This window comes from Dyadobacter sp. HNCC25DJ184, from assembly GCF_056895215.1.
The window spans coordinates 114,065-136,321 of record NZ_JBXHAQ010000014.1 but is presented as its reverse complement, the minus strand read 5'-3'; the positions used below and the strand labels follow the sequence as shown (position 1 = coordinate 136,321).

Genomic DNA, 22,257 nt, shown 5'->3' with positions numbered 1-22,257 from the left:
GGCGGAAGTGATCTACATCACATAATTCAACCCTCCCTTCGAATGTGATCTACATCACACGACTGGCTCAAAAATGCGGGCGAAATTTGATGAACAATTTAAACAAAACAGAAAACATGGAAACTCAAAAATTTGAAATCGTAAGCAATGAAAGCAACATCGATTGGATCGGCAGAAAAGTTACTGGTGCGCACAATGGTACTATAACTATCAAAGCGGGTGAGTTAAGTTTAAACAACGGTCAACTCATTGGTGGTAAGTTCATTATCGACACAACTTCAATCAAGATATTGGATATATCTGACCCGGCATTAAACGCGCAATTCTTCGGCCACCTGGCATCGGATGATTTCTTCTCTTTGGAAAAATATCCGGAAGCAACGTTAGAAATTACGTCAGTTTCAGGTACTCATATCGAGGGCAATCTGACAATCAAAGACATCACGCATCCGGTGTCATTTGACGCAGCAATTCATGTGAACGACAACGAGTTGACGGCGACTGGCCAATTGATTATTGACCGTACCAATTATAATATGAAGTTCCGCTCTGGCAACTTCTTTAAAGACCTGGGCGATACGTTGATCTACAACGATTTTGAACTAAATGTAAGTATCACCGCAAAAGCTGCTTAACCGGCAAATTTTGCATAAAAAATCAAGGCCATGCCATACGTGAAAATAGAAGTAACCCGTGAGGGGGTTACGAGAGAACAAAAACAAAGCCTCATTAAAGGCGTAACAGAGCTCATTACCAACGTATTAAATAAAGACCCTCAATTGACTCACGTCGTGATTCAGGAAATTGAACTGGATGATTGGGGGTTTGCCGGAGAACAGGTTTCGGTATTGAGAGAAAAAGGTATCACAGCCGATAAAAAATAAAATGACGATGAAAAAGCAAACAATAATAGTGACCGGCGCCTCCTCAGGTATCGGGAAAGAGATAGCCCGCCACTTTTTGAAAAACGGTGATAATGTCGTGATCAATTCGACGACTGAAAATAAACTACAGCAAGTTTATAATGAACTGGGAGCTGGCGAAAACCTCGCGATGGTAGTCGGAAATGTAAGCGAGAAAAGCACTGGCGAAAAGCTGTTGGCTACTGCGGTTGAAAAATTCGGAACAGCCGATGTACTGATAAACAACGCAGGGATATTCGAAACCAAGCCATTCCTCGAAGTAGACGAAGAGTACCTTGACCGTTTTCTGGACACAAACCTGAAAGGCACCTATTTCACGACTCAGGCGATTATTCCACAAATGCTTAAGCAGCATGGCGGGGTGGTGATCAATATTGGCACTCCGCTGGTTAACCATGGGCTTGGTGGGGTACCGATCACTGCACAAATGGCGTCCAAAGGCGCTATACATGCACTTACGATCCAACTCGCAGCAGAGTTTGGTAAGGACAACATTAGAGTGAACACCATCGCTCCTGGTACAATCCGCACGCCAATGCATGGAGAAGATGCCGACAAAAGCGCTGGCTTACATTTACTTAACCGTGTAGGAGAAGTGGAAGATGTTGCGGAAATTGTATATACAGTTGCCAAAAGCAACTTCATAAACGGCGCGATTATCAATGTTGATGGCGGTTTCACCGCAGGGCATAACCTGAATTAATTCCGATATCCTTATTAACCGCTTTTTCCCAGGCTTTGCCGGAATTTAAAGCACAACATTTTAACGAAATGAAAACTAATCAGGAAGATTCATTGGCCATTACCAGGGTTCTGGAGGATTATTATTTTAAAGGTATTTACGAAGGTGATATTAGAATCCTTGGAAGCACGTTCCATCCCGGAGCGTTGTTGTTTGGCGATGTAAAGGAACAGCCTTATGCCAAAACGCTCGAAGAATATCTTGACGCCGTAAAAAACCGCCAAAGTGTGAAAGATTCCGGCAAGCCATTTAAAGGGACCATCATATCAATTGATGTGGTTAATTCTATTGCCGTTGCAAAGCTACATGTGAAAATGTACGATTTTAATTATGATGAGTTCCTGGCGTTTCATAAAATTGATGTACGCTGGGTAATCGTTACAAAGATGCTGACAGACGTGGCTAGTTAACTTTGAAAGTTATGTGGTATCAAACAAAAGCCTCGAATAAACTGGGTATTCAGTATCCTATCCTGCAAGGCCCGTTCGGTGGCAATTTATCGTCCGTAGCGCTCGTTTCGACGGTGTCAAATGCGGGAGGCCTTGGAGGTTTCGGCGCATATACTTTAAGCCCTCACGAGATCATTGAGGTTGACCGGCAGCTAAAATCGGCGACGAAAAAACCTTACAATATCAACCTGTGGGTTTCGGATTCAGACGCAATCGACGGAACGGTTTCAGACGAAGATTTTAAGCAAACGCAAGCATTATTCAAGCCCTATTTTGACGAGCTGGGAATAGCTCTGCCGCAGAAACCGGCTCCGTTCAAAACCCGGTTTGAAAACCAGGTTGAAGTAATCCTGCACCAGCGGCCGCCGGTTTTCAGCTTTATGTTTGGCGTTCCGTCGGCAGATATTTTAGAGCAATGCCGACGGCTTGGAATCGTTACTATCGGCGCGGCGACCACTTTAGACGAAGCCGTGGTATTGGATGCTGCCGGAGTGGACCTGATTATTGCTTCCGGCTTTGAAGCAGGCGGGCACCGACCATCGTTTCTCGCCTCAGCGGAATCGTCGACCTTTGGGACGTTTGTGCTGGTTCAATTAATTAAGGAAAAGGTTAAAACTCCGATTATCGCCGCAGGCGGTATTGCTGATGGAAAAGGTGTCGCTGCTGCACTTGCCCTGGGTGCAGATGCGGCTCAAATTGGCACTGCTTTTTTGGCTACGGACGAATCGAATGCAAGCGCGATTCACAAACAGATGCTTTTTTCGGATGCTGCTGCAAATACCTCCCTGACACGTGCATTCACGGGTCGGTTGGGAAGGGGAATAACCAGTCGTATTTCCAGGGATATGTATCAGAAGGAAAGTCAACTTTTACCCTTTCCGCTTCAGACACAGTTTATAGCGCCTTTGCGGCAAGCGGCTATCGAGCAGGAAAAGCTGGATATGATATTATTCTGGGGAGGCCAAATTGCTCCCGTTTTGAAACACACCAAAGCAGGCGAATTGATGAAGTCCCTGATTGAAGAAACCACAGCATATTTCGACAATTTAAAATCATGACGTTATGAAAAAAAATGTCAGTGTTATATACCTGGGCGGCCCCACGACTATACTGGAAATTGGTCGTCTACGCCTGATGACAGACCCAACCCTTGATCCCGCTGGCAAAATGTTTACCATCAATGACAAGCCCGCGTATCAAAAAACCGCGGGACCTGCCAAAGCGGATATTGGAAAAATTGATGCGGTATTGCTCAGTCATGACCAGCATGGAGATAATTTGGACAACGCGGGAAGGGAATTTCTAAAATCAGTCCCAAAAACATTCACCACCAAAGTTGGTGCCGACAGATTAGGCGACAACGCGATTGGCTTGTCGCCGTGGGAGCGTATCGTTTTAAATGATGAAGTCACCATTACGGCAACACCAGCAAGGCATGGACCAGCTGGAAGTGAGCATCTTACCGGAGAGGTGATTGGCTTTATCGTTTCTTCCAAAGGTGCGCAGATATACGTCACCGGGGACACAGTTTTCTATGACGGTGTAAAGGAAGTTGCTCAAAGGTTTAAGCCAGATTACGTATTCATTTTTGCAGGCGCTGCCAAGCCCCGTGGCCCCTTCAGCGTAACGATGAGCACTAATGACGCAATTGATACCGCATTTGCATTTCCGTCGGCGACAATCATCCCAGTGCATTTCGAAGGCTGGTCGCATTACACAGAAACTGGCGAAATGCTTCGTCAATCCTTTACCGCTGTGGGAATCGTCGACAGATTGAATATCCTGACCGCAGGCTTAAAAACTGAATTGTAAGATCAGAATCAGCGGGAAATTTTAGTCGAAAATCTGAGGGCGAAGCTTGGTTGGCCGATATGAACTTTTGGTAATATGTTCAATATCAAGCCAATAATCCTCCCATTTGTGCGATAGTAATACTATAATTTAATACGCATTTCAAAAAATATAAGTCATGCAAAGTGATCAAATAATTGTTGATTCGAGCTTCTCGGCTATCGTCAACGCACCAATTGAAAAAGTCAATATTCCGGAATGGTGTTTTACCCTGAGCGAAAAAGAATATCAGGCATGCTCACCAGCGCATATTGCTGCCGGTTTTACAACGTCACCCGAAGGCAAACGTATGTCGATAAACGTGGAAGTTCTTGGTGGGAGTTTGATGGTTCAACACTATATAGAAAAATTGGCCGAACCGACGCACTTGATACTGGAATCAATTTCAGATGTTTTCACACCCAACGGTCGTGTCACGATTCAGGTTAAATGGGAATTGAGCGTCAAAAAAATTGATGATAGCACATGCGAATTTACGAATCGGGTACAGTCAAGACCGACAGAAGAGTTCACAAGATTTCTTGATAAACAGGGATTGCCTTTTGATGTGTTCAAGTCGCAGCGCCAGCCGATATCTATTTATCACAACCAAACCGAAACGCCGCTATTTGCCCAAAGTATTGAACGTCATGCACTGAGAGCGTAGTCAAGTTTTGTCATGAATAGTCATTCAATTGCGAAGTAATGAAATTACAGCAACTGGAGTGAAATTAATGAGCTCAATCAGAATCTTTATCAGATATAAAATGAAAACACAAACTTATGAACGTGAAAAAACAGGATTGCTACTTATAGATCCCTATAACGATTTTCTGTCGGAGGGTGGAAAAATCTGGCCGAAAGTGAAAGGTGTTGCCGAGGCTAATAATCTGTTAAATAATCTGCGGACAATAGTAAAAGCAGTTCGCGATGCGGGTATCCAGGTATTTATCGTTCCTCATAAAAGATGGGAACCCGGTGATTATCAACATTGGAAATACCCCAACCCTACCCAGGTGGGTATCATGGATCGGCATACATTTGCCAAAGGAACATGGGGTGGAGAATGGCATCCGGATTTTGTTCCGCAAAAGGGGGATATTATCGTAAAGGAGCACTGGGCTCAAAGTGGTTTTGCCAATACCGATCTGGACATGTTGCTCAAACAACGAGGTATATCACATGTAATCTCCATTGGCTTACTTGCAAATACATGTGTCGAAAGCACCTGCCGTTTTGCAATGGAACTTGGCTATCATGTTACGCTTGTTAAAGATGCCACTGCCGCCTTTACACAGGAAATGATGCATGCCGCACATGAACTCAACGGGCCAACATATGCCCATGCATTACTCACTACAAGCGAACTGATCGAGGCACTGCCGAACATCGGTCCTCAACACAAGTCTCATCAGTAAAGACCGCAAATCGCCGTCTTCTCAAGTAAATCACACATAATCTCAAGCCATACTGACACGCAACTATATCGACTTCGGTTTAGTTTTGATCTGTTCTTAACCTCAATAACTATGGACCATCAAAAAACACTAAGTCGGCTTTATCAGGATTTTAACGAACGGGATATTGATGCGGTTTTAGCACATCTTCACGCGAACGTAATTTGGCCAAATGGATGGGAAGGCGGCTATGTTCAAGCACATGACGAAGTGCGGGGGTATTGGTTGCGTCAGTGGCAGGAGATTGACCCAAAGGTAGAGCCTGTATCTTTTCATACAAGGCTAAACGGGGATATTGCGGTGGATGTTCATCAGGTAATTAAAGACTTAAATGGTCAGGTGCTGAGCGATGGCCAGGTAATTCATGTTTACACTTTTGAAGAAGGGAAAGTTAGAAAAATGATTATTGAATCAAAATAAGCTATTTTTAATAGTGCAATTCAGCAATATCTTGCGGCCCGATTTGATACCTAACCAATAAATCAAAACGGAGATATTCACTTTTGGAATGTTTGCAAAGATTGATTAAACTCTTATATACCTGGCAACCAGCTTTACACCATGAAGAAAACCTACGCCACCGGATTATTAATATTATCACTGATTGCTACGTTAACCTTGTCATCATTAGTGATCCCCAAAAACAACCAGGAAGATCTTCCCAACGCGGGATTGACTACTCCTCAAGGTTTCAAGGCCGTCAAGCTTATTGAGGGTATCGGCAAAGTGCGACATCTGATTGTGACACCCAAAGGGAATATCTATGCGAGATTAGCCGCGCCTGTCAACGGTCAGGGGACATTGGTATTGAAGGAAAGTGATGGAAAAGCGGCAGTTAAATCTGGTTTTGGCAACTATGGAGGGACGGGTGTGCAGTTATATAAGGGCTATTTATATGTTTCCTCCAACTCAGAGATTTTCCGCTACAAGGTGGATGCCAGCGAGCAGGTGATAGATACTGAGGCGCCCGAAAAAATTGTTACGGGACTAGTAGACAAGGGCACTCATGAAACCAAGTCTATTATGATGGATAACGCGGGCAATATGTATATCCCTATCGGTTGCCCATCGAACTCATGCCAGACCGAAGACAGGAAGAAAGGTTCAATGGGACAGGCTGGTTGCCCTTTACTGGAGACTTCCGGCGGCGTATGGCAATTTAAACCCGATAAACTAAACCAGACCTATGCCGATGGAGTTCGATATGCAACAGGGCTAAGGAACGTGGTTGCGGTCGACTGGAATAAGCAAACAAACCAGCTATACGTAATGCAACATGGCCGCGACCAGCTCAACAACCTCTTTCCCGACCTGTATGACAGCAAACAGAATGCTGAGTTACCGGCCGAGTGTATGTATGCGTTGAAAAAAGGTGATAACGCCGGTTGGCCTTACATTTACTACGATCCGATGCAACATAAAAAAATCCTGGCACCTGAATATGGGGGTGATGGTAAAAAAGAAGGCAGTGCGGAATATATAGACCCGGTGGCGGCTTATCCTGCACATATGGCCCCGAATGATATCCTTTTTTATACCGGCGACCAGTTTCCTGAGCGATACAAAAATGGTGCTTTCATAGCGTTTCATGGCTCATGGAATCGTGGACCGGAGCCTCAGGCAGGATATTTCGTTGTTTTTCAGCCTTTCAAAAATGGACAACCCTTTGGTAAGTGGGAAGTGTTTGCAGATGGTTTTTCGGGATCGCCGGAAAAGACAGCATCCGGGCGTGCCGATCACCGCCCCTGCGGATTAGCCCAAGGGCCTGACGGATCACTTTATGTGAGCGATGATTCAAAAGGCGCCATATACAAGTTTACGTATAGCAAAGCGAATATAGGTCAAGTCACCGTTGCCGGCACCACTCCTACCACGGCTGCCAAACCAGAAAAGATCGAAAACAAAATTCCGGCAGCCATTAAAACATCCTATACAGCAGGAGCAGCGGTTTATACTAAAAACTGTGTTGTGTGCCATCAGGCTGACGGCGGTGGCGTTCAAAATTTGAATGCACCTCTTATAAAAACCGATTTTGTTTTAGGAAGCAAAAGTCAGCTGATCAATATAATTCTGAAAGGTATGAGCGGGGTTGATATCAATGGGGAGCGATATAGCAACGTGATGCCGTCTCATAGCTTTTTGAATGATAAGCAGATTGCCGACGTCTTGACTTATGTCCGAAACAGCTTTGGCAATAGTGCCAGCGCAGTTACCGCGGCTGAGGTTGCCACTACGCGAAAGGGAAAATGATATAACTCGCCATCAAATGGCTTCTGGTAGAGCGGGATTACTTAAAACAGAAGTATATTCAGACTTTTAACCTTGTTGAAATTAATCTACTGATACTTTAAATGACAACAATCAATAAAAAAAGCTTCCTGCTCGTACTATTCCTGACCGGATTTTCAAATTTCGGTTTTGCCCAGGAGCAGGTAAAAAATGACGGCCGTTATAAAAGAGAACTTCAATCGTTACAAACGGCGATTGACAAGAATTTTTATGATAAGGCGTCCGGTTATTATTTTGTCGTTGTTGATCCTGCTCAGCGTGAAAACAAAAACGGCTATCTGAGGGAATATAGTTATTTGTGGTCGTTATGTGCGCTTTATCAGGCTGCAAACGAGATCGAAAAATTGGATCCGAAAGCTAATCTGATGGGGCCTTTGTTGAAAAACATTAATTATTATTATGATCCTGCCCCGCCAAAGCCCGGCTATTCCGATTATATCATGACATTAAAACCGGGAGAGCGCTATTACGATGATAATGAATGGATTGGCATTACTGCTTTGGACGCATATGCACGACAAAACAAGAAATCTGATCTGGAACTCGGCAAGGCGATGTATGATTTTATTATGACGGGATACGATGATGTTTTGGGTGGAGGCATATATTGGAAAGAGGGCGACAAAACCTCTAAAAACACTTGTTCGAATGGCCCTGGTATTTTGGTGGCATTGCAAATGTATCAGGCAACAAAAAATAAGGCTTATCTCGATACTGCACTGAAAATTTACAAATGGACAAACGAGAAATTACAAAACCCGTCAAAACTGTACGAGGACAATATCAAAACAAAAGATGGGAAGGTCGAGGGTCCGGCATTCTCATATAACACCGGCACCATGCTGCAATCAAACGTGTATTTGTACGAAATAACGGGCGAGAAAAAATACCTTTTGGAGGCAAATGCCATTGCTGATAGCGCCCTCTCATTCTTTTACGGAAAAGATAAATTCAGAGACGATTACTGGTTTAATGCAGTATTGCTGAGAGGCTACCAGCATTTGTTGAAATACAACAAAGACACCAAATACATCTCGGGCTTCAAAAAAGCTTTGGATCACGCCCTCGAAAATGAGAAAAATGATCAGGGCTTATTCGTTGATAAAAATGGAGTGCAAAATTTGGTTGAGCAAGGCGGAATGCTGGAAATACTGGCTCGATATGCCTGGTTGGAAAGTCGGTATAATTTGAAATGATTGGGTGAATTCCTGGAAAAAACTGCGCCTAATGTTAAAGCATAATATATAGGAAAAGTAGCTAAAGGTCGAATATGGCTTTATATTGAGACGTCAGTTTCGGCTATCATATAAAACCGGATCTGGCAAGGCCGGGGCTATTCCTTGCTTTCAATATCAACCTGAATATTCAATTCTATGTTAAAATCATCTTTTTTACTTCTGACCGGCCTGGCTGTTGGTCTTTGTACAAACCTGAAGGCTCAATCAATTGATTTGAAACCTGTATGGGAGACTGATACCACGCTCACGACGCCAGAATCCGTTCTGTTTGATCCAGGTCAAAAAGTACTTTACGTGGCATGTATCAATGGAGGCCCTAAATTAGAAAACAAGGGCAGCTTCATCGCAAAGGTGGGCCTTGACGGGAAGGTGATCAAACTAAAATTTACAGAAGATCTCAACTCTACCAAAGGGATGGGTATACTCGGTAAAAAACTTTATGTAACTGAAATGAACCAGGTTGCCGAAATCGATCTTGGTAGTGGTAAAGTGCTGAACAGGTACCCAATTGAAGGAGCCCAATTTCTAAATGACATCACTGTTGATAGCAAAAAGGGAATTATATACGTGACAGATTCGAAGGATAGTAAGGTCTGGGCGATTAATAAGGGAAAAGTCAGTCTTGTATTGTCGGGCGATCCGCTTAAAGGCACGAACGGGTTGTTGTTCGAAAATGGCCAGTTGCTGATCGGTAATGGCGACGGAACGCTCTTGAGTCTGAATCCGGAAAGCAAACAACTAACCACAATTGCCAAAGTAGGTGGTGGTATTGACGGGATTGTAGCCCTGGGAAACAAAGCATATATCGTAACCGAATGGGGAGGTAAAATCTGGCACGTTTCGGCTGACGGGTCAACCCATCTTAAACTGGATACATCAGCCGAAAAGATTAATTCGGCGGACGTAGGATATGATCCAGCTGGCAAGGTGCTATTTGTTCCTACTTTTTTCCATAATACGGTAAAGGCTTATTCAGTTAAGTGAACTGTTAGTTTGAACTAAGCAGCAAGGCAGTCAAAAAATTAATAGGGAAGCGGGTAATTATCTCACTCGCTTCCCTATTCTATTTTCTGCTCAATCCCAACCGAAAAGATATGTTTTGAAATTCTCGACGATGGGGGTCGTTGCCGACTAGTACTATGCGTGGAAATCTCAGTATTTATTTCAAGTAAATTATGAAAACATACTCCTTAACTAAATTAAAAGGAGTCAGAAAAATCAAATAACAGACAGATATCTTTTGCAATAATTCGACTAAATCCAAATCCAAAATGAAAGAAATGAGTGAAAGTAATGAGTCAAACTCCTCAAGGAGAGACTTCATGAAGGCTGCCAGCCTATCGGCTGCCGGATTTATGATTGTGCCGCGACACGTATTAGGCGGAAAAGGCTATGTAGCGCCAAGTGACAAGCTGCTTGTGGCGGGTGTCGGTGTTGGTGGTAAAGGGACTTCGGATCTTGCCAATTTTGCAAAAAGTGGGAAAGCCGATATCGCCTACCTGTGCGATGTGGATGACCGTCGCGCTGTAACAAGCATTACCAATTTCCCTAAAGCCAAATATTACAAAGACTTCCGGGAAATGTTTGACAAGGAATCTAAGAACTTTGATGCGGTTTCCGTTTCCACCCCAGACCACACTCACGCAGTGGTAGCAATGGCGGCAATGCAACTTGGGAAGCACGTCTACGTTCAAAAACCGATGACGCATGACATATACGAAGCCAGAAAATTGACCGAAGCGGCTGCCAAATATAAAGTTGTGACCCAAATGGGAAACCAGGGTTCTTCGGGAGATGGCGTAAGAACACTGCACGAATGGTATGATGCCGGTATTATTGGAGACGTTAATGAGGTTTTTATATGGACTAATCGCCCGATCTGGCCACAAGGTATTCCCTGGCCAACTGAAAAACCACCAGTTCCAAAAGAGCTCGACTGGGATTTGTGGTTGGGTACTGCGCCTAAAAAAGATTATGTGGACAATCTGATCCCGGGAAGCTGGAGAGGCTGGTGGGACTATGGAACCGGCGCACTCGGTGACCTTGGCTGCCACTTGATGGAAGCTCCATTCCGAGTGTTGGGATTGAAATATGCAACTGATATGCAAGCAAGTGTTGGAAGCGTTTTCACTGCGTTTGGCAAAAGAGGTATCTTCCCTGACAGCTGCCCGCCATCTAGCCACGCAACGCTTACTTTCCCAAAAACGCCAAAAACAAAAGGCCCCGTAACCATGCACTGGATGGATGGTGGTATCAAACCGGAACGTCCTGAGGAACTGGGCGCCAACGAATTATTTGGTGATGGCAATAGCGGTATTTTATTTGTAGGTTCAAAAGGAAAAATGATGGCCAGCGAATATGCGGCTAATCCACGCCTGTTACCTTTAAGCAAAATGCAGGAAGTGAAGGTTAAACAGAAATTTGCCCGTGTGCCCGGAAGCGCTGATGGCCACTATGCACAATGGGTGGAAGGTTGTATCGCAGGGTACGGTAAAATGGAACTGAGTTCTCCGTTTGAACTCGCAGGTCCGTTGACAGAAGCTATTTTGGGAGCCAACCTGGCGATCCGAGGGGCAGATATGCCGAAGGCAAGAGAGGATGGAAAAGGATTCACGTACCCTGGCAGCAATATGAAAATGCTTTGGGATGCCCAGAATATGAAAGTGACCAACTTCGATGACGTAAACCAATATGTTCGACGCAACTACCGCGAGGGTTGGAATTTAGGAGTTTAGGTATTTAAGAATATTTGAAATGGGCTGTCTTCACAAAGGCAGCCCATTTTTTTTGCATTTCAATATTGGCCGTTTTACTCAGGTCAATTATACCAACTCCTTTTCGACTCCTTTCAAAATCGTTATCAACTCGATGAGATCATCTATAATATAATCAGGATTTGCCCCACGAAGTTGCTCGGTAGTATGTGCGCCGGTTGTAATACCAATGCTCAAACCACAGCCAGCGTTTTGTCCCTCCTCTATATCGATCGCAGAATCGCCAACTTTCACTACCTCGCTTCCGTCTGATATCCCGAATTGTTGCATCGCCTGAAGTATCATATCCGGATTAGGTCTGTTCAATGACACGTCCGAAGCGGTCACCAGACTATCGAAGTCAGTTCCCAACTTCCAACCTATTTTTGCTACCAAAGCTTCGGCAGTTTGTCGGTTGTAGCCTGTGTTTAGAACAACGGCTATATTATTTTCTTTCAATGCGTGGAATACCACTTTGGTATTAGGCTGTTCAAAAATTTCCTGGGTCCCATATGCATTGTCCAGAAGCGTGAGGAATCTCTCAAAAATTTCTTTGGCCAACTTTTCGTCCTCGATCTGTCTCAGTTTCAAGATACTTCTGATCGCCTGCAGCTTTTCCTTTCCGGCTCCGGCAGCCAGTACTTCCTCCAATGTTACATTCTGCCCGCTTTCATTGACAGCAAGCATCAGCGTCTTATACACCACATTATTTTCATCGACCGTGGTCCCTGCCATGTCGAAAACGACCATTTTAATCATTGCTATATGTTTATTTTGAATGGTTTATATTTTCAGAAACTATGTTCATAATACTGGTTTTATATAGTTCAGTCCTCCTATAATTTCAGGATATTAAGGTAAAGCGAGAAAAATTTTCCTCTTTTATTTCTGACTCTTTACATCAATGTTTTGTCAATTTTACTGTCTGACCCCTAGCGTGGAGGTAGCTGCTTCAACAGGTATGTCATTAAGTAATGCTTTCCTATTAGTTTGACCTGTTTTCTTAGAAAAAAACAGATATGAGAATCCTAGAGAAAGCAGCGCTATGACTGTCACGACGTAACAAAACTGCATCAGCAACCCGGACCAGTTCAGATCTTTCATGAAAAACTCTTTGTAAAATAAGAGCACAACGCTACCCATATAGCCAAAAGCATCGCAGATATAAACAAAAAAACCGGCGTTCGCTTTCATTTTAAACAAGGCAATCATGCGTTCAAAAAGTGCTACCTGTATGGGTGTATACGCAAGAAACATACCTGTGCCCAGAATGACCATCCAACTAAAAGGCCCGATCAGTTTATATGCAAAAGCCATTGTGCTGAGCCCGCAAATTGATATGCCAAACGCAATCAGTCCCTGAATGGCAAGAAAGCCTGTTGCGTTACTCCTGATGACAGACAGACAGCCAACTGTCAGCAACACAATAAGGCCACTTATAACTTCTGTTTGCGAGAACACATTCTTATTCCATCCCGGCTGAATTTCATTCCATATCTCCACCGAAAAGTTATCTCTGAAATCCCTCATGGTAGCCAGCAGAATATAAATGAGGACAAAACCCATTATCCCTAAACCATAGTTTTTGATTACCAGTCGCTTATCCGCCCTCGTCATGGGCAATCTTTCTGAACGGAGTATTTTATCCGAAGCAGTGGGTTCGGGAATAACCTTCAGCATCCATGAAAAAAATAAAAATGCGGGTAAAAATAAAAGACCAATTATGGCAGGAAGCCAGAACTCGGTGAGGCCCGGAAACATATTCTGGATCTGAAAGTAAACCGTTTTAAGAAATCCGGAAGAAACGATCAAACTGATACTCAACCCCATACCCAATGCCTCCGTAAATTTGCGACCCTCTAAATAGCTGAAAATTACGCCCCAAACCATCCCAAGCGGAAGACCGTTAAAGAACAGAAAAATAAGGTTATAAGGCGCAGGAACCAGTCCAAACAAAACAAGTGATGCCTCTGCAAAAACTATTAACCCTACAATAAGTGTTTGCCGGAAAGATGGCTTTAACTCCGATATTACTTTGATTCCCAGCCATTTGGAACACATATATCCCATGACCTGCGCTACAATCAGGATAGTTTTATAATGAAGTCCCCACAATTCGTAGTTGTTGTATGTCCCTGCAGTGAACGGTTTTCGAAAGGCATACATGCAGAAGTAAGTACCGAAAGCCGCCACTACACACCAGATAATAAAAAAAGCTTGGGAACGCACAAGCCATCCCTTGATCAATATCTTCATTCAGAGCTTAAAATTTAAGAGACAAAATCACAAATTGATATTGTGATTACTGATCCGGGTTGGAAATCTGGCGCGTACCTCTTCGGGTGTTTCTTTCATGTAGGTTGTGCTTCGGCCATCGATGGTCAGCTTACCGGCAGGATCGAGCGTGATGAATGCATATAGCGGATCTTTGTAATAGTGCGCTCCGCCGTTGGTGTACACATATGAGGCGCTATTGATGATAAAATAGTGCACTCCATTACGCTCGCCATAGCGGTCATCGTGATCGTGTCCCATAAAAACGGCTGCCACTTTATTGGCCGTTTTATTCTTTTCGGCGTTGAAATTCGCCTCATCGAAGATTTTCAGAATATCGTCGGCATTACCTAATTCCTGGAAAAAATCACTGAGAAATACTGGCTGGTGCATGAACACGATGACCGGATATTTCGCCTTGGCCAAATCCTGTTTTAGCCATTCCAGTTGCTTTAAATCTGTAAAGCTTCGTTTAGGAGACGGCAGCGGGCCCCAGTTCGACGCACTATAGTCCAACAGTGTCCCATCGTCTTTTTTCAGAAAATTCCGGTCCAGCACGACAAAGTGAAACCCTTCCCTGTCGAATGAGTAGTATCGCTCAGGCATACCCCACATTTTCATAATCGTCTCTTTATCACAGAAATCCATATCGTGATTACCCAAAACATGATATTTGGGACCTTTGAAACGATTCCACTGCTCCATAACGACCTCTATACCATCGGATTTCGTCGGCCGGCAAAAATCGCCGCATTGAACAATAAAGTCAGGATTTTCTTTCATAACCGCATCCATAAAGCCGGTCATTCTCACCTCCTCTTTTCTCCCGAACTGCAGATGATGCAGATCCGTGATGAATCCGAAGCGCAGCGGTTTCTTCCTTTCAATATTGCTTGACGGAATCGCGTAAACCGTTTGGTTCAGCAATATCGTCCCAGCCGCTATTCCGATATTCTGGATAAACCTTCTTCTGTCCTGCATGACGACCAATGTTATTGGTTAAAAATTTTTCTGATATTCTCCTGTGCATAACCTGCCGAGCATGTCATACCCTTTCCCCCGATTCCAACTGCAACAAAAATTCTGTCTTCAATATTATGTTCAAATATTTCCTCCTCGTCATGCAAGCCATAGTAACCCGCCCACGATTCGCTTAAATTGGTCATGTCAAAATCTGCGATTCGGGAAGCCTCTCGCAGCATCAGCTCGTTGATATGCTGATTCAAATGATACCCCAGATTTTCCTCCTCTCCTATCTTTCCATATTCATGGGAGTCGCCTATAATAATCGTCCCGTCGATCGCCTGTTTCAAAAGGATATGGATACCGTAACTTTCCAGCTCTTGCAAATGCTCGGGGGTTTTCATTCCTGCAAAACCTTCACAAGCGGTGAATGCTTCATATCGGCGTATACTCAGTCCAGTTGCTATATTTCCTGCAAGTGCTAATCCCGGATTCGGTTTTGTTCTGAGCATTTGCAACTTGCTTACTGACAGCTTCTGCTCACTAAATAATGTCGGAAAAAGCAGTTTGAATTCATGTCCGGAGGCGACTACTGCCCGCTCGGCCGATATCCTTTCACCACCCGCAATTGTCACCACCACCTCATTTCCTGAAATCTGGCAGTCGATTACTGCCGTCGACCGTTTTATAGTCAATGCAGGAAATGAGTCCTGCATATACTGGTGAACCTTATGAATAAAAAGATTTGGCTCGACACTCACTTCCTGTGGGAAGTATAGCGCTTCCCGGCAATAGGACGATTTTAAAACCGGATATTTCGCCAACAGCTGTTTTGATGACAGCAACTCTGATGCATAGCCGTTTGTATCATATCTGGCTTTTAGCTCATGTATCAATTGCTGCTCGTCGTCGTCTGAAGCAATATAAACGGAACCGTTGTTACGCACAGAAACGTCGAATTTCTGCTGAATGGATTTATACAATTCGGTCCCGTACACGCCGTAATCGAACCACCGCCCGGCCATACCGGAGGCGATTACCATTCCAAAATTCCGCACCGTAGCATTGACCGGCCGCTGATCTTTTTCTAACAACAATACCTTTAATCCGTCTGCTGCTGCGTGGAAAGCGTGAAACGTACCCAATGCACCAGAACCGACAACAATCAAGTCATATTTATTAGTCATGTAACTCAATTTAACGTATCCTTATGTATATCAATCTTATAAATTACTTTTTGATCGCGGTTTGAACCGGTTCTCCCACCGTATGATTTGCCGTGAATTTGAATCCCATAATCTGGGCAGCAGTCTGGGCAAACTGGTCCTGATATATCTGGGTTTTATCTTTCATTTCTCCACCTTTTGGCGTGTCCGGACCAATAATTGCGAGAAAAGTCTCGTTTGACCCTGGCGCCGAAGTTCCATGTCCCGTCCAGCTTTTACTGGTTCCCCGGCCGTGATCCGGATAAATCATGAACGTAGTTTTGTCCTTATAAAAAGGATCCTTTTGCATCGTCTCCCAAAGCGTTCCGATCATTGCATCCAGATAATGTGCCGCGTCCAGATACGAATCATATTCTCCTGCATGACCAAAATTATCAGGATCTGCAAAATCAATATGAACTACTTTCGGATGATTGGCATTAATATACGACTTCGTCAATGCGTAAGTGTGAACATCAAACCGGATATCCTTGCCGTAGTAATCAGGGATGAAATTTTGCTGTTCATTGGAAAGAATCTGCGCCTCCGATAATTTCTCCCCTTTCACAACCTCTCCGGGAATATTAACCAGCATACCATTCCGGTCGCGATTCACAATCCGGCCGACTGCATCCCATGAAGCAAATGTGACAACCTTGCCTTTGAACCCTTTCTGCTTTTCGAAAAATTCCAGCACATTTTCATTAGGGTTGTTGGGATAACCGTTGCTATTGATTTTTTCATCATAATAACCACAAAGCGTCTCACTTCGCCCGGGATATGAAAACCAGTATTTATTTTTAACATTTACGTTATTCCCATAATCTCGATTACCATAAAGCTGCCCCTGACCGGCGATCGCTTTCCAAAAAAACGGCATCAGTTTTTCCCTTCTCGCAACCGGGGAGGCATCCCAATACTTTTTAAATAGCATTGTCGAATCCTGTTTGCGATATTTCTTATTGTAAATCAGGATCGAATCGGCGCCGTGAAATATTTCCTGCCAACGGTATCCGTCAATGGAAATCAGTACAATATTTTTGGTTTGCTGGGCATACCCTGTGAGGGTAAGCACCAGCAAACAAAGAATCAAGAATCCAGTTCTTCTTAGCATTATTATTTTGGTAGGTTTAGGAAATAGTAAGTTTTATTTAATTAACCACATTTGCCCGTTCTGCGTATCCGCGCCGCCAAATTGTGATTGATTAGCGGTTTTCAGGTTGCTCTCATTGGTGGTGTACTCAGAAGTCGGATATGCCCAGCGAGTGGGAATTTGGTTATTATTCGCATTCGACAGACCAATATCGAAAGTTGGAATCCCTGTCCTGCGGTTATCATAAAATGCCTGTTTGCCAGAATTCTCGAAAAAGGCCATATACTTTTGTTCAAGTATTTTTTTAAGACCGTCAGCTGCCGAAGCCGGATATGGATTCGCTTTCAGAAAATCAATTACGGATGAGCTCGGAATACTGTAAAACTTCATCGATTCTTCGATTCCTTTCTGATAATAATCAGCTGCATTTCCTGAAACCCAGCCACGATTGATACCTTCGGCAATAGCAAAATTCACTTCAGGGGCACCGAGCTGAATCGCAGGCACTCCTGCCGCTGATGTTTCCCAAAAATCGAAATTAATCATCGACAAAAGACCTTTACTCGATTGGTCAAGTAATGTCGACTGCAGGTCGCCGGTTTTGCCACCGCCATATCTTGCAAATACGTCCGCATTACTCGCCAATGCTTCTGCAGGCAACGCTACAACCATCAAACGAGGGTCCCTGGTGGTTTTGGCGATATTCATGTAGGTGGCTGCAATCGTGTTCCGCTTGTCATTTTTAACGACAACACCATTACTTGGCCAAAGTGGATAAGTATTGAAAGTGTTATAAACGATCTGAAAATTATCAGCATTGGTAAGGATCAACGGATACTTTGCGGGGTCAGATACTATGGCTGAGAATTGCTGTTTTACGTTGAGCTCAGGTGTATCGTCTGCTCTTTTGCTAAGACTGATTAAAGTTCTCAAACGGAACGAGTTGACGAGTTTTTGCCATTTGGAAAGATCTCCGTTGTAAATGAAATCGCTGGGAAGGGTGACACGCTTTTCAATTAACGCAGGCAACTCGGCATTAGCTTCATCGAGCCATTTCAACACCTGAATATATACATCTTTCTGGCTGTCATATTTCGGTTTGAAATTTTGATCGCTTACACCTTTTATAGCTTCACTCATCGGTATATCTCCAAACATTTCAGTGGCTCTGCTGAAAAAATAGGCCTTGAAAAACTTAGCCATAGTCTTGTATGGAGCACCCAGATCGCCCATCTTATCGGCTTCGATTTCCATCTGATTTACGTTTCTCAAAGGCGTGTAAAACCCATCGAAAGACCCCGTAGTCCAGGAATATGACTGGCCATCATAATAAGCCTCATTTTGAGTCATATACTGATTGTGGCGCTGGTCAGTACTCCACGGCGAGTCATAAGATGTCAGCAGGATACCGGTCAATATAAGGTCAGCAGACGGTTTCGTTATTGCTCCCGGATCTTTTTGCAAGTCTGTGATATCCTCACACGAGGCCAGACAAATCGCGAGCGAAAGGATTATATATTTAAGATTTTTCATTGTGCTTGCTATTAAAATGTCAGATTCAGGTTTGCTCCGAAACTTTTCACAGACGGAGTTTGGAAGCTTGTTGTAGTACCGGTAAACTGGTCCAGGTCTATGTTTTTCGTGTACTTTCCTGTGAAATAAAACAGGTTTCTACCTACGAGTGATATACTTGCGGCTGTCGCAAAATGTGTTTTAGCCAAAAGTTTTGCTGGTAGATTGTAGCTGATCACCACTTCTCTCAACTTCACATAAGTCCTGTTTTTTGCCGCGACATAGGCAGACTGATAGTAATTGGTAGCCCAACCCTGCCACAAAACCGGCACATCATTTGGTGCAAATTCCCGGGTATCAGATATCACGTTTCCATCCTGGTCGGTATTCAACTGACCTTTTACGATACGCTCTCCGTCTGTCATCACACTTCCTTTATAGCCTTCCACATCTCTGTTATCCCAGTCCTTCCGGCGATATTCGCTCGCAGATTCCGGCGCAGTTCCGCTACCAAACTGCTTGGTATACATATAGTTGTTAACCTTCCCTCCAAAACGACCATCAACCTGGAAACTGAATACGATGGATTTGTATTTAAATGTATTGTTGATTCCCGCCGTGAATTTATTGTCGTAATACCCGATTTTGGTGTTATACGGATTATAGGCTGGCATACCATTGGTTCCTACAATCATTTTGCCTTGCTCGTCGCGTTGGAAATCCTTGATAAAGTAGCTGTCTGCGCGGTCGCCAAGTTTAATATTTCCATCACGAGTCTGTGTGCCATTGATATTATCCAGCCACCTGTGGTTGGTTGACCAGTTAGCCGCCACGTTCCAGGAGAAATTTTCCGTTTTTATAGCTGTTCCTTCAACTGTCAGTTCAGCTCCCTTGCGAATATAAGTATATGCGTTCTGCTGGATCCCTGATACCCCTGAGGTGACAGAAGTCGGAACGCTTACGATGCCGGGGCCTTCCACATTTCTGAAAACTGCCGCGTCGATAGCTAACCGATTTTGAAAGAAACGTATCTCTGCACCCAGCTCAAACGTCTTAACCCTTGCAGCCTGGAGGTTGTCGCTATATAGGGTTCCTGTATAGCTGACACCGGTGTATGAATTATTCCACCGACCTGAGTTTGAATAGGTTGGAATTAAACTGTAAATCCCGTATTGGTCACTTTCATTCACGAAGTCACTCGCCACATTGGCATATGAACCTCTTACTTTTACGAATGAAATTTTCTGCGGAAAGGAAATTACTTCTGAAAGAACAGCGCTTAAAGAGGCCGATGGATAAAAGTAAGTATTGTTTTTGATCGGCATCGTACTCGATTTATCAACCCTTCCGGTGACGTTCAGGAATAAAAAATCTCTGAAATCCAGATCAACAAAACCATATACACTTCCTACCTGCCGTTTTGCATAGTCGTTGGTCGAAGTGGCTGGTTGTACGGAATTCGAGAGCGCATATACACCCGGCACGATCAAGCCTTTTGTCGTTACTCCATACAATGAGCTAACTTTCACGGTACGTAAATTTCCATAAAGAGAAGCGTTTACGCCAAAATCCTTGTTGACGCGTTTCTCATATTTAACAGAAGCCTCCGTATTGTTTTCAAAGAATGTATCATAAGTCTCCGAGTATCCACCTGCCTGGTTGGGAAAACCGAAGTTGTAAAGGTTTGACGATATAGGTGCTCTGGTACTGCGGTTCCGGTTCCATGCACTCAAATTCGTGCGAAAATTGAATGTAAGGTTATCAGTAGCCTTATAATTCATTTGCAAAAAGCCGTAGGTATCGGTCTTATAGTAAGTTTTCAACGCCTCATATGCGGTCATCCACGGATTATCGTAAATGGTATATTCACGGTTAAACTGCTGAAGATTTTCTTTTCCGGGCTGCCAGTAATTACGCAGATCATTCACGTCATAGTCAACACCTCCCCAAACTGTGAAAATGTATATAGGGCTGGCCGGACCATAGTCGAGCGTTGGATAATTGGGAGAATACTGACGATTGTAATTAATACTCGCATCGAAGCGAAGCTTTTTACCTGCATTAATTCCACCGGCAATGTTCACAGTCGTACCACCCAGTTTGGTATTTGGTACCTGCCCGCGTTGATATAATTGAGAGACAGATAAACGAAAATCGCCAAAATCACTTTTATTGGATATAGCGATATTGTTAGTACTTAACAGCCCATTTCTCAAAAAATTTGTAAGGTTATCCTTACCTCTTGCCAGCCAAGGCAGAGGAATCAGTTTGCCTGTTTGAGGATCTCTTTCGCTATTATATTGTGTAATGGGCTGGCCTTCGAAACGGGGTCCCCAGATGTTATAGTCATTATCGTTGATACCACCACCACGACCGTCTACAAACGAATATTGAAAATTACTTCCCGGACCATATTCAGTTTGGTATTTAGGTATGGCATTGAAACCGGTTTGGAGCTGCGTGCTGGAGTTGAAGTCAACAGTAAATCCTTTTTTTCCTGAAGAACCCTTTTTCGTCGTAATGATGATAGCGCCATTCTGGCCTCTGTTCCCATATAGAGCTGCCGCACTGGCTCCCTTTAATACAGAATATGTTTCGATATCATCAGGGCTGAGATTCCAGGAATCCGTATTGATTGGCACTCCATCAACAACATAGAGCACCCCGCTGCGGCCCCTTAATGTAACAGTTGGGTTAGAAAACAAATCGGGACTTTGAGCGATCGTCAGACCCGCAACTTTACCCGTCAGTGAACTGATTGCGTTCGGTTCACGGGCTTTTACCATTGTCGCGCCTTTCACTTCCTGAACCGCATAACCCACCGCCTTTTTCTCTTTCTTGATACCCAACGCCGTAACAACGACCTCGCTCAGCTGTCTTGGATCAGTGTTTAAAGCGATATCGACGACGCTTCTTTTTCCCGGTTGAACCTCCTGGCTCACAAACCCAAGAAATGAAAAGATCAGTACGTCGGCGTCGCTACCCATATCAATCGAATAGGAACCGTTCGCATCGGTAATTGCTCCTTTTGAAGTTCCTTTGATCAATACGTTCACCCCTGCAAGCGGTTCACTGGTAGCAGCGTCTGTGACTTTACCGGATACCTTCTCAACGGCGTTTGGCAAAAATGAACCTGTAGAAGTATACGCTGATGACGTTGTAACGTCCATTCCGGCGTATGAAGAAATTGCAGGAAAGCAAAGCCCGGCAATCAGAAGCAAACTGGATGGCCCAAAACCCGTTTTCCAGTGGGGGTTCTTCAAAAAGTAAACCTTGTTTTTCATAGGATAGAGTTAGATTTTTACTATCCTTAATCAAAAACTGACCCAGAGGCCGGTGTGCTCAAAATCAGTAAGTTAACTGACGTAAGTTTTTAAATTTTGATGATTTAATGAATTTTTGATGATATTTAGTCAAAAAATTGACATTCGATTCTTTTAGTTAACATTAAGATAATTCTGCGTAATTAAAATTTACCGAAGAATCCACCTTATTATCTGTAAAATTCAATTGTTTTTTTTGAGAAATT

20 protein-coding genes are annotated in these 22,257 nt (G+C 43.7%); 13 read left to right on the top strand and 7 right to left on the bottom strand.

The features are described 5' to 3' along the window. Positions 1 to 116: 116 nt before the first annotated feature. From AC1XUD_RS20155 to AC1XUD_RS20095, 13 genes are all read left to right on the top strand, one after another. On the top strand, positions 117 to 635 hold the full coding sequence (locus tag AC1XUD_RS20155; RefSeq protein ID WP_483362823.1) for a YceI family protein: 519 nt from the start codon (positions 117 to 119) through the stop codon (positions 633 to 635). 30 nt (positions 636 to 665) lie between these two features. Next, complete coding sequence (locus AC1XUD_RS20150) at positions 666 to 884, top strand: tautomerase family protein (RefSeq protein WP_483362822.1); 219 nt, start codon at positions 666 to 668, stop codon at positions 882 to 884. Between the two features lie 7 nt (positions 885 to 891). After that, positions 892 to 1,626 (top strand): SDR family NAD(P)-dependent oxidoreductase, encoded by a 735-nt coding sequence (locus AC1XUD_RS20145; protein ID WP_483362821.1) that lies wholly within the window; start codon positions 892 to 894, stop codon positions 1,624 to 1,626. Between the two features lie 68 nt (positions 1,627 to 1,694). After that, entirely contained in the window at positions 1,695 to 2,075 is a 381-nt protein-coding gene (locus tag AC1XUD_RS20140; RefSeq protein WP_483362820.1) for a nuclear transport factor 2 family protein, read from the top strand. A gap of 11 nt (positions 2,076 to 2,086) precedes the next feature. Next, positions 2,087 to 3,172 carry an NAD(P)H-dependent flavin oxidoreductase gene (locus AC1XUD_RS20135; RefSeq protein WP_483362819.1) on the top strand — a complete coding sequence of 362 codons (1,086 nt, stop codon included), beginning with the start codon at positions 2,087 to 2,089 and terminating at the stop codon, positions 3,170 to 3,172. Positions 3,173 to 3,176: 4 nt separating this feature from the next. Next, a complete protein-coding gene (locus AC1XUD_RS20130; protein WP_483362818.1) occupies positions 3,177 to 3,926 on the top strand; it encodes an MBL fold metallo-hydrolase in 750 nt (249 codons plus the stop codon). Between the two features lie 157 nt (positions 3,927 to 4,083). Continuing rightward, positions 4,084 to 4,611, top strand: a complete 528-nt coding sequence (locus AC1XUD_RS20125; RefSeq protein WP_483362817.1) for a hypothetical protein — start codon at positions 4,084 to 4,086, stop codon at positions 4,609 to 4,611. A 100-nt stretch (positions 4,612 to 4,711) separates the two neighbouring features. After that, positions 4,712 to 5,362, top strand: a complete 651-nt coding sequence (locus AC1XUD_RS20120; protein ID WP_483362816.1) for a cysteine hydrolase family protein — start codon at positions 4,712 to 4,714, stop codon at positions 5,360 to 5,362. Between the two features lie 111 nt (positions 5,363 to 5,473). Next, on the top strand, positions 5,474 to 5,821 hold the full coding sequence (locus tag AC1XUD_RS20115; RefSeq protein ID WP_483362815.1) for a nuclear transport factor 2 family protein: 348 nt from the start codon (positions 5,474 to 5,476) through the stop codon (positions 5,819 to 5,821). Between the two features lie 141 nt (positions 5,822 to 5,962). Then, positions 5,963 to 7,651 carry a PQQ-dependent sugar dehydrogenase gene (locus AC1XUD_RS20110; protein WP_483362814.1) on the top strand — a complete coding sequence of 563 codons (1,689 nt, stop codon included), beginning with the start codon at positions 5,963 to 5,965 and terminating at the stop codon, positions 7,649 to 7,651. A 101-nt stretch (positions 7,652 to 7,752) separates the two neighbouring features. Beyond that, positions 7,753 to 8,886 (top strand): glycoside hydrolase family 76 protein, encoded by a 1,134-nt coding sequence (locus AC1XUD_RS20105; protein ID WP_483362813.1) that lies wholly within the window; start codon positions 7,753 to 7,755, stop codon positions 8,884 to 8,886. 177 nt (positions 8,887 to 9,063) lie between these two features. Beyond that, the gene (locus AC1XUD_RS20100; RefSeq protein ID WP_483362812.1) at positions 9,064 to 9,912 is read left to right on the top strand and encodes an SMP-30/gluconolactonase/LRE family protein; all 849 of its coding nucleotides are present in this window, start codon (positions 9,064 to 9,066) and stop codon (positions 9,910 to 9,912) included. 287 nt (positions 9,913 to 10,199) lie between these two features. Next, positions 10,200 to 11,663: a Gfo/Idh/MocA family protein gene (locus tag AC1XUD_RS20095; protein ID WP_483362811.1), complete on the top strand. Its 1,464-nt coding sequence runs from the start codon at positions 10,200 to 10,202 to the stop codon at positions 11,661 to 11,663. An 87-nt stretch (positions 11,664 to 11,750) separates the two neighbouring features. Here the strand turns inward: AC1XUD_RS20095 and AC1XUD_RS20090 are convergent, their stop codons facing one another. From AC1XUD_RS20090 to AC1XUD_RS20060, 7 genes are all read right to left on the bottom strand, one after another. After that, positions 11,751 to 12,440, bottom strand: a complete 690-nt coding sequence (locus AC1XUD_RS20090; protein ID WP_483362810.1) for a phosphonatase-like hydrolase — start codon at positions 12,438 to 12,440, stop codon at positions 11,751 to 11,753. Positions 12,441 to 12,599: 159 nt separating this feature from the next. Then, positions 12,600 to 13,937 carry a DUF5690 family protein gene (locus tag AC1XUD_RS20085; protein ID WP_483362809.1) on the bottom strand — a complete coding sequence of 446 codons (1,338 nt, stop codon included), beginning with the start codon at positions 13,935 to 13,937 and terminating at the stop codon, positions 12,600 to 12,602. Positions 13,938 to 13,964: 27 nt separating this feature from the next. Continuing rightward, positions 13,965 to 14,936 (bottom strand): metallophosphoesterase family protein, encoded by a 972-nt coding sequence (locus tag AC1XUD_RS20080; RefSeq protein WP_483362808.1) that lies wholly within the window; start codon positions 14,934 to 14,936, stop codon positions 13,965 to 13,967. Positions 14,937 to 14,947: 11 nt separating this feature from the next. Continuing rightward, on the bottom strand, positions 14,948 to 16,105 hold the full coding sequence (locus AC1XUD_RS20075) for a TIGR03364 family FAD-dependent oxidoreductase (RefSeq protein WP_483362807.1): 1,158 nt from the start codon (positions 16,103 to 16,105) through the stop codon (positions 14,948 to 14,950). A 43-nt stretch (positions 16,106 to 16,148) separates the two neighbouring features. Beyond that, complete coding sequence (locus AC1XUD_RS20070; protein ID WP_483362806.1) at positions 16,149 to 17,237, bottom strand: alkaline phosphatase family protein; 1,089 nt, start codon at positions 17,235 to 17,237, stop codon at positions 16,149 to 16,151. A 33-nt stretch (positions 17,238 to 17,270) separates the two neighbouring features. Next, positions 17,271 to 18,749: a SusD/RagB family nutrient-binding outer membrane lipoprotein gene (locus tag AC1XUD_RS20065; RefSeq protein WP_483362805.1), complete on the bottom strand. Its 1,479-nt coding sequence runs from the start codon at positions 18,747 to 18,749 to the stop codon at positions 17,271 to 17,273. A gap of 11 nt (positions 18,750 to 18,760) precedes the next feature. After that, positions 18,761 to 22,012 carry a SusC/RagA family TonB-linked outer membrane protein gene (locus AC1XUD_RS20060; protein WP_483362804.1) on the bottom strand — a complete coding sequence of 1,084 codons (3,252 nt, stop codon included), beginning with the start codon at positions 22,010 to 22,012 and terminating at the stop codon, positions 18,761 to 18,763. Positions 22,013 to 22,257: the final 245 nt, after the last annotated feature.